Source organism: Pradoshia sp. Z4_20 (assembly GCF_058216035.1).
On sequence record NZ_JBZAJD010000001.1, the window covers coordinates 386,851 to 400,337 of the forward strand.

Below are 13,487 nucleotides of genomic sequence, written 5' to 3' on the forward strand. Positions count from 1 at the left end.
ATCTGTGATTATCTGGAATACGTCCAGAGAGATTAGGAAACTCTTTAAAAGCAGGCCGGCAAAATTCTGTTTATATAGTTTTACAGATATTTAACGTAGCTCATCTCAGGGTGGGATTATTAGTTTTAGTAAACAATCCAATAATTTTATATGTAAATAAAAAGGATTGTGAGGTGTTTTTATCGAACTTGTAAATAACCTGCCATAAGAGAAAGCAGAGGAGGGAGTTAAATTAGGAAAGCTTCTAAATTGATCTATAGAGATTTTATTAGTGAAATTTAAATGCTTTTTTTGAGGAAATAAACTACTCACTTCATTGCCGAATCAAGCAGCTAGAGTAAGTTTTGTATGCGCATACAGACTGAATAACTGGATTTTTTTAATAATCTTTTTAACAAAAATTAGAAAATTGCAAAAGGGGTATCTATTTATCAAAATTGAATTTCTACCAGCTATTATAGTATTATATTAGTATCTGGTCATAAATAGGAGGGGTGGTTCCTGATGAAAGTACAGGAAATAAGAGAAATTATAAAATTAATTAACCAAACAACTATTAATGAGTTTGAGTTTGAACAAGAGGGTACAAAAATAAAAATTATTAAAAGTACTGGATTAGAAAACAGTATACAACCAACAGATGCACCAGTGCCTGCACCGGCAGTACAATCTGTATCTAAACAAGAGGTTCAATCTGAGAGTATAGAAGAGAAACCGCCTGTTGTGGGAGAAAAAACAGAACAACCATCCAACCTTCACAAGATTACTTCGCCAATGGTTGGCACATTTTATGGAGCATCATCGCCTGATGAAGACCCATACATAAAAATTGGTGAAAAAGTTAAGAAGGATACAATTGTTTGCATTGTGGAAGCGATGAAATTGTTTAATGAAATTGAGGCTGAAGTTTCCGGTGAGATTGTGGAAGTATTGGTGGAAGATGGCCAATTGATTGAATACGGTCAACCTCTGTTTTTAGTAAAAGCCGAATAGGAGGAACCGACTCATGATAAAGAAAGTACTAATTGCAAACCGTGGTGAAATTGCCGTTCGAATTATCCGCGCCTGCAAGGAATTAGATATTGAAACGGTAGCTGTTTATTCTGAAGCTGATAAAACTGCCCTGCATGTACAAATTGCGGATGAAGCCTACTGTATTGGGCCCACTGCCTCTAAGGACAGTTATTTAAATAAGGTAAATATAATCAGTCTGGCAAAATTAACAGGATGTGATGCTATTCATCCAGGCTACGGCTTTTTAGCCGAAAATGCTGATTTCGCCGAAATGTGTAAAGAATGTCATCTGATTTTTATTGGCCCGTCAGCGGATGCCATTTCAAAAATGGGTACAAAGGATGTAGCTAGAGAGACCATGCGCGCGGCCGGTGTACCGGTAGTGCCAGGTTCGAGAGGAATTGTGGATGATGAAGATGCTGCCATTCAGGTTGCTTCTGACATCGGATATCCGGTCATTATTAAAGCGACTGCCGGGGGCGGCGGTAAAGGGATTCGAATAGCAAGAGATGAAGCCGATCTGCTAAAAGGTTTTCGCATTACCCGCCAAGAGGCATTAACTGCTTTTGGCAATCCCGGTGTTTATATTGAAAAATTTATTGAAGATTTCCGCCATGTTGAAATTCAGGTTTTAGGGGACACGTTTGGGAATGTCATCCATCTGGGTGAAAGAGATTGTTCAATTCAAAGAAGAATGCAAAAGCTCGTAGAAGAAACACCTTCGCCTGCAATTGATAGTGAAATGAGAGCCGAAATGGGCGAAGCGGCAGTGACTGCAGCAAAAGCTGTCGATTATACCGGAGCGGGAACAGTTGAGTTTATTTTCGATCATCACAAGCGAAAATTTTATTTCATGGAAATGAATACAAGGATTCAAGTTGAACATCCTGTTACAGAGATGGTGACTGGAATTGATTTAATTAAGGAGCAAATCAGAGTAGCCTCCGGTGAAAAATTATCGGTTGAGCAAAATGATGTTCAATTTAACGGTTGGGCAATTGAATGCAGAATCAATGCGGAAAATCCGAATAAAAATTTTATGCCGTCAGCGGGTCAAGTGGAAATGTATTTACCCCCAGGTGGATTTGGCGTAAGGGTTGATTCGGCAGCATATACAGGCTATTTTATTCCTCCATATTACGATTCTATGGTAGCAAAATTGATAGTCCATGCTCCAACGAGAGACGAAGCTGTTCAAAAAATGAAACGTGCATTATCAGAATTTGTAGTCGAAGGTATTGAAACAACCATACCCTTTCATTTAAGGTTAATGAACCATGATGTTTTTGTTTCTGGAGATTTTAACACAAAATTTCTTGAAACTTATGACGTTATGAATCCATAATAGAGGTAGAAGATTTGGAGGTGTATGACATGGAACAAAATCAAACAGTAGATTTAGAGAGCTATGATGATGGATTGGGCAAGGTTGAAATTGCCCCTGAAGTTATTGAGGTGATCACTGGTATAGCAGCAAGTGAAGTAGAAGGAATTGCCCAAATGCGAGGTAATTTTGCTTCAGGTGTTGTAGAAAAGCTTGGTAAAAAGAATCATGGCAAAGGTGTAAAAGTTGAACTTAATGAGGACAGCATTAAAATTGATGTTTATTGCCTTGTGAAATTCGGTGTATCTATCCCGAAAGTAGCTCAGGAAGCACAGGAGAATATCCGCCAAACATTATTAAATATGACTGCTCTTGAAGCAACTGAAGTGAATATTCATATTGTTGGCATTCAATTTGAAACAGCTAAAGCTGAATCAGATTACCAGGATACAATCTAAATAATTGTATAACTAATGGTGTATAGGCTGCCCTCATTGTGGCACTGACGCACCGACTAAAAAGCACTCAGAACTGAACTTCCCTATATTAAGTTAGGTATTCATCTAACTTTCTTGGGGTAGATCAGCCATACTGAGTGCTTTTATTTTTTGGAAACAAATTTTGTATATAGTTCACTATAAGGGAAATAATGGGAGATCTAAGATGTCGTTCGCATCTGCAGGTAAGTTAATAGTAAATCACTTAATGACAATCTTTAAATGATGTTACTATACTACCTTTACTTGTCATGATGTGGTATGATTTCATATATGATACGAGGTGCACAAAGTTTAGTGTACTTTTCGAAAGTAAAGGAGTAAGAATTATTCATGAAACGCAGAGAGGCAAGAGAAAAAGCTCTTCAAGCTCTTTTTCAAATAGACGTTGGGAAAGTAGAAAGAGAACTAGCTATAGAACATGTGGTGGAAGAATCAGAGGCAGATCCCTATTTGGTTCAATTGGTAAATGGAACGACAGATCAGTTGGAAAAGATAGATAGTCTTATTATATCCAATTTAGAGAATTGGAAATTGGACCGTCTTTCTAATATAGATCGTAATATTTTAAGAATAACTACATACGAACTGTTATTCAACGAAGAAGTTCCGCAGAACGCTGCCATTAACGAAGCAATCGAATTAGCTAAACTATTTGGGGATGATCAGTCTCCGAAGTTTATTAATGCAGTATTATCCAAGATAAAAGAATCTTTATAAATAGAAAAGATGATAAGATTTTAAGGGGGAGCTGCTGTCATGCCGGCACAGATACTTAACGGGAAATCGATATCAGCAACAATCCGCGAAGAGATTGCAAGTGAAGTTGAATTATTAAAAGAAAACGGCATTATACCAGGTCTTGCGGTTATCCTGGTCGGTGACGATCAGGCATCGCAAACATATGTGCGAAATAAAGAAAAAGCATGTGAACAATTGGCGATGAAATCCGAGTTGATCACCTACCCTGCATCTATTTCCGAAGACAGGCTTCTTGATAAGCTTGTAGAGCTGAATCATCGTCCGGATATCCATGGGATTTTAGTTCAGTTACCTTTACCGGGGCATATTGATGAAAAACGGGTAATTGAAACGATTGATCCTGCTAAGGATGTAGATGGTTTTCACCCAATTAATATTGGCCGAATGATGACCAAGCAGGAGGCATTGTTGCCTTGTACACCATTTGGGATATTAAAAATGGTACAAAAAACAGGAATTGAGATTGCCGGTAAACATGTTGTGGTTGTGGGTCGAAGTAATATTGTCGGCAAACCTGTCGGACAGCTATTTTTAAATGAGAATGCGACCGTAACCTATTGTCATTCAAAAACAGTCGATCTGAGACACTTCACTAAGCAGGCCGATATCCTGATTGCAGCGGTGGGAATTGCTAAAATGATTAAAGCGGATGATATAAAAGAAGGCGCTATAGTAATTGATGTTGGTATGAACAGGGATGAATCGAATAAATTATGCGGTGATGTCGATTTTGATGATGTCATACACAAAGCATCTTATATCACGCCTGTTCCCGGTGGTGTTGGTCCGATGACAATTACGATGCTCATGTATAATACGGTTCAAGTTGCTAAAAAATCTTTGTAAAATAATAAAGAGTATGATTATAAAAAGCTGCCGAAAATTGCTATAATAACATTTACGGCAGCTTTTTTATGTGTAAAATAATAATTCGAAGAAGGAGGCCATATATAAAATGGAGAAAAATCAATATTTAACTGTGGCCGCCTTAACCAAGTATATTAAACGAAAATTTGATGCAGATCCTCATCTTGCGGATATTTATGTAAAGGGAGAAATATCAAATTTCAAAAAGCATTCCAGCGGTCATATGTACTTGACATTAAAGGATGATAAATCAAGAATTAATGCGGTGATGTTTGCTAAATCTGCACAATCGCTCGCGTTTACTCCTGAAAACGGGATGAAGGTTCTGTTGCGAGGAGAAATACGTGTTTATGAACCTACCGGCGGATATCAAATGTACATAAAAGAAATGATGCCTGATGGGATTGGAGAGCTCTTTATTGCATTTGAGCAGTTGAAGAAAAAGCTCGAGCAAGAAGGACTCTTTCAAAGGATGTATAAAAAGCCAATCCCCCTGTTTCCGGCTAAAATTGGAGTGATTACGTCTCCAACTGGAGCTGCGATTCGCGATATTATTACGACCTTAAAAAGGCGTTATCCAATTGGGGAAATTTTGATCTTTCCGGCTTTAGTTCAAGGGAAACAGGCAGCACCCTCTATCGTAAAAGCGATTGAACAAGCAAATGAGTATCCGATTGATGTCTTAATTGTCGGTCGGGGCGGTGGATCTATTGAAGAATTATGGGCATTTAATGAAGAAATAGTCGCAAGAGCTATCTATGCTTCTAAAATACCGATTATTTCAGCTGTTGGCCATGAAACAGATACAACGATCAGTGATTTTGTAGCTGATTTAAGAGCTCCTACTCCTACTGGGGCAGCAGAAATGGCAGCGCCAAGGGTAAGTGATATTGCAGAACGGATTACTATAATGGAAACGAAGCTGATTCGTTACTCTAATCAGCGGATTGAAACAGAGAAAAATCGCTTGTCTGCTATTCATAAATCATATGCTTTCAAATATCCCCACCTGTTATATCAACAAAAATTAGAGCAGCTGGATAGAGTGGCGGAGCGTATTTCACGGAACAGCAAGCTTTATTTCGAACGTAAACAAGACCAATTGTTGGCACTCACGAAAGCGGTGGAGCGTAATATTCCATTGAATTCGATATCGAGAAAAATACGTGAAATTGAACAAATAGAGTCTCGCATGACCCGTGCGGCTGTCCATACAGTTAAAAGTAAACAGCGGGATTATTTGAATACGGTAACGCTTCTTGAGGCAGTCAGCCCTCTTAAGATTATGGAAAAGGGGTTTGGACTGGTTTATAAAGATGAAGATAACTTGATAAAATCAACTGAGTCTGTAAAAATAGGCGATCAAATAACAGTTGTTGTACAAGACGGTGAAATCGACTGTACGGTTAATGATATTAGGGAGAGTGATTGATATGAGTAAAAAGGAAGAGGTTGCTATCACATTTGAAGAGGCAATGTCTAAGCTTGAAGGAATCGTGGCGCGACTCGAGGATGGAGAAGTACCATTGGAAGAGTCGATTAATCTTTACAAAGAAGGAATGGAGTTATCCAAATGGTGTCATGATAAGCTTAAAACAGCTGAAGAGCAATTAACGTTAATTATGAAAGAAGATGCGTTTAAGCCATTTTCCATTGATGAGGAGGAGTAACATGGAAGAGTTTGCTTCCTTCTTAAATAGTAATAAACATCAAATTGAGTCAAGGATGGAAGAAATCGTCTCTAATTTAAATACCCCGTCAACTCTCCAAAAGGCAATGGGTTATTCTTTGGAAGCCGGCGGAAAAAGACTAAGGCCTTTATTAGTGCTGGCTGTTTTACATGCCTTTGGCAAAGAGGGAGAGATTGGCCTTGATACAGCATGTGCTATTGAAATGATACATACGTATTCATTGATTCACGACGATCTCCCGTGTATGGATAATGATGACCTAAGAAGAGGCAAGCCAACGAACCATAAGGTATTTGGAGAGGGAATGGCAGTCCTGGCGGGCGATGCACTCCTTACATTAGCATTTGAAGTCGTTGCTAATCAGTCTAAATATGAAATAAACCCGTCAGTCAAACTTGAATTAGTTCTTGAATTGGCGAGAGCAGCCGGAGCTGAGGGCATGGTTGGGGGTCAAGTGGCCGATATAGAAGCAGAGGAAAATGGTGTTGATTTACAGGGTCTTGAGTATATCCATGAAAATAAGACTGGTAAACTACTTGGGTACAGCATTATGGCCGGAGCCATACTTGCGGGAGCAAGCTTGGAACAGAAGGAGAAGCTAAGGGAGTTTTCCCGCCATCTTGGCCTTGCTTTCCAAATCCGCGATGATATTCTTGATGTTGAGGGTTCCGAAAGTGTAATAGGTAAACCTGTAGGAAGCGATGTTACTAATCATAAAAGTACATATCCATCCCTTTTAACAATGGATAAAGCTAAAATAATGCTGGATCAGCATATTCATTCAGCAAGAATATTACTTTCCGAAATTGATTTTAATGAGACCTTATTACTGAAGTTTGTTGAATTGGTAGCAAACCGTGACCATTGATTTGGAAGGTTTTCCATCCAAATCCACTTACCTAGAATTATGATGTATGCTATACTTTTTGGTATCTAAGAGTGGTGCAGTATTCTAGTCGGTCTACCGTTCTGGAGAGTGAGCCTAAAAATTCACTAAAGGGCACATCGATGATGGTTCTTGGATTGGCTCGGGGCGCCCAGCTTTGGGTCGATTCAGGAAGTAAGGAATTAGGGCGATCCACAATGGCATGTGGGCGTTGACCCTGGTTTCGCGGAGGCTTTATTCTGATTTGAAAATAAATTGGAATATTGGAAAACCTGCATAAACAGGAAACTGTGTGCAGCGTAGCCTGCCTTGAGTGAAGTTTGAGGGGATTGCGAAAGGAGCGTATATACATCAGTTGGCCATTGATATATCTACTGCCATCGCATGAAATCGGCTTTGCAAAAGAGGCTAAAGAATTGGTTAAGGGCTGTCGGGGAAATCTCCTAGACTGTTCAATGACATATATGAAGGATTAAGGTACGGACTAAGTGGCAATCCAGTCCAATTGACGGAAACGCAGTTGAGTCAGATTTAAAGGGGAACCGCCGATATGGCGACATTCGGTAACTGACTGGGAAATCCTACTGGACCTAAGCCGTAAAATTAACTTCCTATATGACCACTCTCCTATAAAAATTACTTTAAAAGCTTGCTGATAGCAGGCTTTATTTTGCATATAGGATGGTTAGAGTATATATATTATGAAAAAAATATTGAAAGAATCAGCCAGATGGACAGTTACGATTACCGTTATTACGTTTCTTCTTGCAGCTATATTTACAGTCGTATCTACCGTAGCTTTAAATGGCGTTGGTTGGATAAGTGGTTTGGCGATTGTTCTTAGCATTGTACTTATTGGTATCTTCTTTGATATGATTGGTATTGCAGCTACTGCTGCTGATGAAATTCCTTTTCATGCAATGGCCTCCAATCGGGTACACGGAGCGAAGCATTCTATTCGGATCGTTCGAAATGCCGATAGGTTTGCAAGCTTCTGCAATGATGTAATCGGGGATATTTCGGGTATTGTTAGTGGAACAGCAACTGCAATTGTGATTGTGCAATTATCAATCAGCTTTGACTGGAATGAAGCGTCAGTAGCTGAAAGTGTTGGTTCGATTATTTTAACGAGTTTAATCGCAGCATTGACAGTGGGCGGTAAAGCAATGGGCAAAACCCTTGCTATTCGATATTCAAAGGATATTATATTTGCAGTGGGCAAAGTATTGTACATTCTCGAAGAACATTTCCAAATTGTTATTATAAAGGAAAATAAGGGAAAGAGACTCAAAAGAAAAAGAAATGAAAGTGAGTGATCCTGATGGATATGCTATCCATAAAAGACCCATCTTTTCTTAAAAAGATGTCCAATGCGGAATTGGAGTCTTTGGCACAGGATATTAGGGATTTTTTAATTAAACAACTATCTGTTACCGGCGGGCATATTGGACCAAACTTGGGTGTAGTAGAGTTAACGCTCGCCTTACATAAGGAGTTTAATAGCCCAAAGGATAAATTTTTGTGGGATGTCGGCCATCAGTCTTATGTTCATAAAATATTGACAGGGCGGGCATGTCAGTTTGAAACTCTCCGTCAATACAAAGGGCTGTGTGGATTTCCAAAGATGAATGAAAGTGAGCATGATGTTTGGGAGACAGGTCATAGCTCAACTTCTTTGTCAGCTGCAATGGGTATGGCGATTGCTCGTGACTTGAAAAAAGAAAAAAGCTTTATCATTCCTATTATTGGTGATGGTGCTTTAACAGGTGGTATGGCCCTTGAAGCATTAAACCATATAGGACATGAAAAAAAAGATATGATTGTTATCTTAAATGATAACGAGATGTCCATTGCTCCAAACGTAGGTGCCCTGCATTCTATTCTCGGAAGAATGCGGACAGGAGGCAAATATAACTATGTTAAAGATGAGCTGGAACAACTGCTTAAAAAAATACCGGCTGTGGGTGGCAAGCTTGCTAATACAGCTGAACGTATAAAAGACAGTTTGAAGTATCTGGTTGTTTCCGGAATGTTTTTTGAGGAACTGGGCTTTACTTATTTAGGTCCAGTTGATGGACACGACTTTGAAGATTTGTCTGAAAACCTTAAATATGCTAAAAAAACAAAAGGTCCTGTTCTTTTGCATGTGATTACGAAAAAAGGAAAAGGTTATAAACCTGCGGAAACAGATGCAATTGGTACGTGGCATGGTACGGGGCCATATAAAATCGAGACAGGCGATATAATCAAGGAATTGAATGCACCTCCGGCATGGAGTGCACTTGTCAGCGAGACTGTCAGAAGATTGGCGAGAGAAGACGAGCGGATTGTAGCGATTACTCCGGCAATGCCGGTAGGTTCGAAGCTGCTCGGATTTGCTTCTGAATTCCCTGATCGAATGTTTGATGTCGGAATCGCGGAACAGCATGCGACTACTGTTGCTGCAGGACTTGCCACGCAGGGAATGAAGCCATTCCTGGCGATTTATTCTACATTCCTGCAACGTGCTTATGACCAGGTTCTTCATGATATATGCCGACAAAAATTAAATGTCTTCATTGGAATTGATCGGGCAGGACTTGTTGGAGCAGATGGAGAAACCCATCAGGGTGTATTTGATATTTCCTTCCTGCGCCCTATGCCTAATATGGTTATTATGATGCCCAAAGATGAAAATGAGGGACAGCATATGGTGAATACGGCTATTCAATATAATGATGGTCCAATTGCCATGCGATTCCCAAGAGGAAATGGTTTGGGTGTTCCGATGGATGAAGAGCTAAAAACAATCCCGATTGGTACTTGGGAGGTCCTGCGTGAAGGAAATGATGCTGTCATATTAACATTCGGCACAACCATTCCAATGGCGATGGAAGCAGCTGATAGACTTCAGAAGGATAATATTCATGTGAAGGTAGTAAACGCTCGTTTTATAAAACCATTGGATCATGAAATGCTTGCTGAATTAATGTCTGCCAATTTGCCAATCCTAACAATAGAAGAAGCTGTTCTTCAGGGTGGTTTCGGAAGTGCAGTACTTGAATTTGCAGAGGAAAATGGATTCCATAAAGCTTATATCGAAAGAATTGGAATACCGGATGAATTTGTAGAACATGGCAGCGTTGGTAAATTGCTTCATGATATTAACCTAACGGCTGAACAAGTGGTAGAAAAATTATCTAAGATGACCTATAAAGTGACGAAAAAGGCGTATTAAATATGAAAAAAGAACGTGTAGATGTATTATTGGTTGAACGTGGATTAGCGGAAACAAGAGAAAAGGCAAAAAGGGCAGTAATGGCTGGTATTGTTTATTCAAACGACCTGCGAATGGACAAGGCTGGTGAAAAAATAGCTACCGATGCGCCGCTATCCATAAAAGGGCAAGTAATGCCTTATGTATCAAGAGGCGGCTACAAGCTGGAAAAGGCTATGGAGACATTTACTATTTCCGTTAAGGATAAGTTAATGATTGATATTGGGTCATCGACGGGAGGGTTCACAGACTGTGCCCTGCAGAACGGTGCAAAAAAATCATATGCTGTTGATGTCGGTTATAACCAACTGGCTTGGAAGCTGAGACAGGATCCGCGGGTAGTCGTAATGGAAAGAACGAACTTCCGTCATTCAGTACCTGAGGATTTCACTGAAGGTCTGCCAGAATTTGCTACAATTGATGTTTCTTTTATATCGTTAAAGCTTATCTTACCGGCTTTAAAACGAATTCTTGTGCCTGGAAGCGATGTTGTAAGTCTTGTAAAACCGCAATTTGAAGCTGGTCGTGAGCAGGTTGGAAAAAAAGGAATTATTCGTGATAAAAAAGTACATCTTCAAGTTGTGGAGCAAATTCGAGACTTTGCTATCCAGGAAGGCTATATACTAAAAGAAGCTACTTTTAGCCCCATTACAGGCGGGGATGGAAATATTGAATTTTTATTCCATTTATACTGGCCAGGGGAAGGTTCCGATTGTACACAAGATGTAGTCGTGAATCTTGAGCAGGTAGTTGAAGCGGCACACGAAGCGTTAAAAACGAATAAAGGTGAAGATAAGTGAAATGTTTAATCCCCCGGTGGCTTTGCCATGGGGGTTATTTCTTTATGCAATCCTTGCATAAAAATACATAAAATACATGTACTTTTGTGACAAAATCCGCTAACATTAGGTATGGAAGGCATTATATTGAGAGGTGTCAAACTAGATGAATAAAGGTCAAAGACATATAAAAATACGTGAAATCATTACAAATAATAATATTGAAACACAAGATGATTTAGTGGATATTTTAAGAGCGGAAGGGGTAAATGTTACGCAAGCGACTGTATCAAGAGACATTAAAGAACTGCATCTGGCAAAAGTACCAATGCAGGATGGACGCTATAAATACAGCCTGCCAGCAGATCAGCGCTTTAACCCTTTTCAAAAACTTAAACGGGCATTGGTAGATGCGTTCGTGCGAATTGATTCAGCCAACAATCTATTGGTCATGAAAACATTACCAGGTAATGCTCAGGCAATTGGTGTGTTAATGGACAATTTGGATTGGGAAGAGATTCTCGGAACGATTTGCGGAGATGATACATGTTTAATTATTTGCAGAGATGAAAAAGATGCTGAAATCATATCAAAACGTTTTCTTGATATGCTTTAAGAAAGTTGGGATGAAAGATGTTATTGGAACTCTCCATTCGTAATTTCGCCATCATTGAATCACAAACGCTCTCCCTCGATAAAGGTTTGACTGTACTTACTGGTGAAACAGGTGCCGGTAAATCTATAATCATTGATGCAGTACAGCTATTGGCCGGTGGACGAGGATCGTCTGAATTCATAAGACATGGTGAAGAAAAAGCTGAACTGGAAGGTTTGTTTCAGTTGCCGGATTCATTACACCCAGCCATAGAGAAAGCAAAAGAATTTGGGATTGAATCTGAAGACAATATAATTATTATCAGAAGAGATATGTATACCTCAGGGAAAAGTGTGTGCCGAATCAATGGGAAGATGGTTACAATCTCAACCTTAAGAGAGGTAGGGAGAAAATTAATTGATATTCATGGACAGCATGAACACCAGGAGTTAATGGATCCCGATTTTCATCTCCCTTTATTGGATCAATTTGGCGAGCAGGATATTAAACAATCTCTGACTGAATATCGGAAGCTTTATAAGCAATATAATGAAACCCGTCAGCAAATGAAAAAATTAAGTGAAAATGAGCAGAAAATGGCACACAGGCTTGATTTGATACAATTTCAATTTGATGAGATCCAAAAGGCTGAATTGGAGATTGATGAAGAAGAGCAATTAATGGAGGAAAAGCATAAACTGAGTAACTTTGAAAAGGTTCACCAAAGTCTACATAATTCCTATATGTCCTTAAATAATGAGAATGGCGGACTTGATTGGGTCGGTAATGCGATGACAGACCTACAAGGAATTGAACACATTGATGAACAATATAAAGAGTTATCTGAATCAGTGAAAAATGCGTTTTATATTCTTGAGGATGTAACAAGCTCGATTCGTTCCCAATTGGATTTATTGGAGTTTGATCCTGAAAGACTTCATGATATTGATGCAAGACTTAATGAAATTAATCATTTGAAGCGGAAATATGGTAAGACGATCAAGGAAATTCTGGAGTATGCTGCAACCATTGAGGAAGAGATTGATACGATATTGAATCGCGAAACACATCTTGAAAAATTAAAAACCCAGCTATCAGCTTTAGAGAAAGAAGTAATCCTAGAGGGCACAAATCTGTCAGAGCTGAGACAAAAATATGCACATCTTCTAACGGACGCAATCCACCGTGAACTTAAAGAGCTGTACATGGATAAAGCCGTATTTGAAGTGTATTTTCATCATTCTGGACAAGATCAATCCAATCTTATTGGTGAGAACGGGATAGATCAGGTGGAATTTTATATTTCTGCTAACCCTGGCGAGCCTGTAAAGCCGCTATCCAAAACAGCCTCCGGTGGAGAACTTTCACGTATTATGCTGGCTATCAAAAATATCTTCTCTCAACACCAGGGAATCACATCGATTATCTTCGACGAAGTAGATACAGGAGTCAGCGGACGGGTTGCACAGGCAATAGCCGAAAAGATATACCGTGTGTCGGAAGGCTCGCAGGTATTATGTATCAGTCACTTGCCGCAGGTAGCAGCTATGGCAGACATTCATTTATTTATCTCTAAGGAAATTACAGAAGGCCGTACAAAAACGAATGTCAAACCGCTTGAAAAAGAGGAACGAGTAATAGAGATTGGCCGAATGATTTCCGGTAAAGAATTAACAGCTTTAACAGAAGAGCATGTAAAAGAAATGCTGAATCAGGCTGATCAAATTAAATACAATATAAAGACAAACTGAGGAGCGTTCTCCTCAGTTTTTTTCAATACTATTGTCTCCTCATTAAAATTATCTTATGTAAATAT

Annotated in this window: 13 protein-coding genes; all 13 read left to right on the forward strand. The window is 39.2% G+C overall.

The window, feature by feature from the left end; all coding sequences use genetic code 11:
* Positions 1-501 precede the first annotated feature (501 nt).
* On the forward strand, positions 502-993 hold the full coding sequence (gene accB / locus AC4BHP_RS01885; RefSeq protein WP_066104953.1) for an acetyl-CoA carboxylase biotin carboxyl carrier protein: 492 nt from the start codon (positions 502-504) through the stop codon (positions 991-993).
* A 13-nt stretch (positions 994-1,006) separates the two neighbouring features.
* The gene (accC, locus tag AC4BHP_RS01890) at positions 1,007-2,359 is read left to right on the forward strand and encodes an acetyl-CoA carboxylase biotin carboxylase subunit (RefSeq protein WP_066104950.1); all 1,353 of its coding nucleotides are present in this window, start codon (positions 1,007-1,009) and stop codon (positions 2,357-2,359) included.
* Between the two features lie 29 nt (positions 2,360-2,388).
* Complete coding sequence (locus AC4BHP_RS01895) at positions 2,389-2,796, forward strand: Asp23/Gls24 family envelope stress response protein (protein WP_066104947.1); 408 nt, start codon at positions 2,389-2,391, stop codon at positions 2,794-2,796.
* 372 nt (positions 2,797-3,168) lie between these two features.
* Positions 3,169-3,555 (forward strand): transcription antitermination factor NusB, encoded by a 387-nt coding sequence (nusB, locus tag AC4BHP_RS01900; RefSeq protein WP_066104944.1) that lies wholly within the window; start codon positions 3,169-3,171, stop codon positions 3,553-3,555.
* 39 nt (positions 3,556-3,594) lie between these two features.
* Positions 3,595-4,443, forward strand: a complete 849-nt coding sequence (gene folD, locus AC4BHP_RS01905; RefSeq protein WP_066104942.1) for a bifunctional methylenetetrahydrofolate dehydrogenase/methenyltetrahydrofolate cyclohydrolase FolD — start codon at positions 3,595-3,597, stop codon at positions 4,441-4,443.
* Between the two features lie 109 nt (positions 4,444-4,552).
* Entirely contained in the window at positions 4,553-5,896 is a 1,344-nt protein-coding gene (gene xseA / locus AC4BHP_RS01910) for an exodeoxyribonuclease VII large subunit (RefSeq protein WP_066104940.1), read from the forward strand.
* Between the two features lies 1 nt (position 5,897).
* Positions 5,898-6,134, forward strand: coding sequence for an exodeoxyribonuclease VII small subunit (gene xseB / locus AC4BHP_RS01915; protein ID WP_066104937.1), 237 nt, complete (start codon positions 5,898-5,900; stop codon positions 6,132-6,134).
* A gap of 1 nt (position 6,135) precedes the next feature.
* Positions 6,136-7,023, forward strand: a complete 888-nt coding sequence (locus AC4BHP_RS01920; protein ID WP_066104933.1) for a polyprenyl synthetase family protein — start codon at positions 6,136-6,138, stop codon at positions 7,021-7,023.
* Positions 7,024-7,742: 719 nt separating this feature from the next.
* Complete coding sequence (locus tag AC4BHP_RS01925; protein WP_066104932.1) at positions 7,743-8,357, forward strand: CNNM metal transporter family protein; 615 nt, start codon at positions 7,743-7,745, stop codon at positions 8,355-8,357.
* Positions 8,358-8,362: 5 nt separating this feature from the next.
* Positions 8,363-10,258, forward strand: a complete 1,896-nt coding sequence (dxs, locus tag AC4BHP_RS01930; RefSeq protein ID WP_139892485.1) for a 1-deoxy-D-xylulose-5-phosphate synthase — start codon at positions 8,363-8,365, stop codon at positions 10,256-10,258.
* A 2-nt stretch (positions 10,259-10,260) separates the two neighbouring features.
* Positions 10,261-11,097: a TlyA family RNA methyltransferase gene (locus AC4BHP_RS01935; RefSeq protein WP_066104926.1), complete on the forward strand. Its 837-nt coding sequence runs from the start codon at positions 10,261-10,263 to the stop codon at positions 11,095-11,097.
* Positions 11,098-11,242: 145 nt separating this feature from the next.
* A complete protein-coding gene (gene ahrC, locus AC4BHP_RS01940; RefSeq protein WP_066104923.1) occupies positions 11,243-11,692 on the forward strand; it encodes a transcriptional regulator AhrC/ArgR in 450 nt (149 codons plus the stop codon).
* A gap of 17 nt (positions 11,693-11,709) precedes the next feature.
* Positions 11,710-13,422 (forward strand): DNA repair protein RecN, encoded by a 1,713-nt coding sequence (gene recN, locus AC4BHP_RS01945; RefSeq protein ID WP_066104921.1) that lies wholly within the window; start codon positions 11,710-11,712, stop codon positions 13,420-13,422.
* Positions 13,423-13,487: the final 65 nt, after the last annotated feature.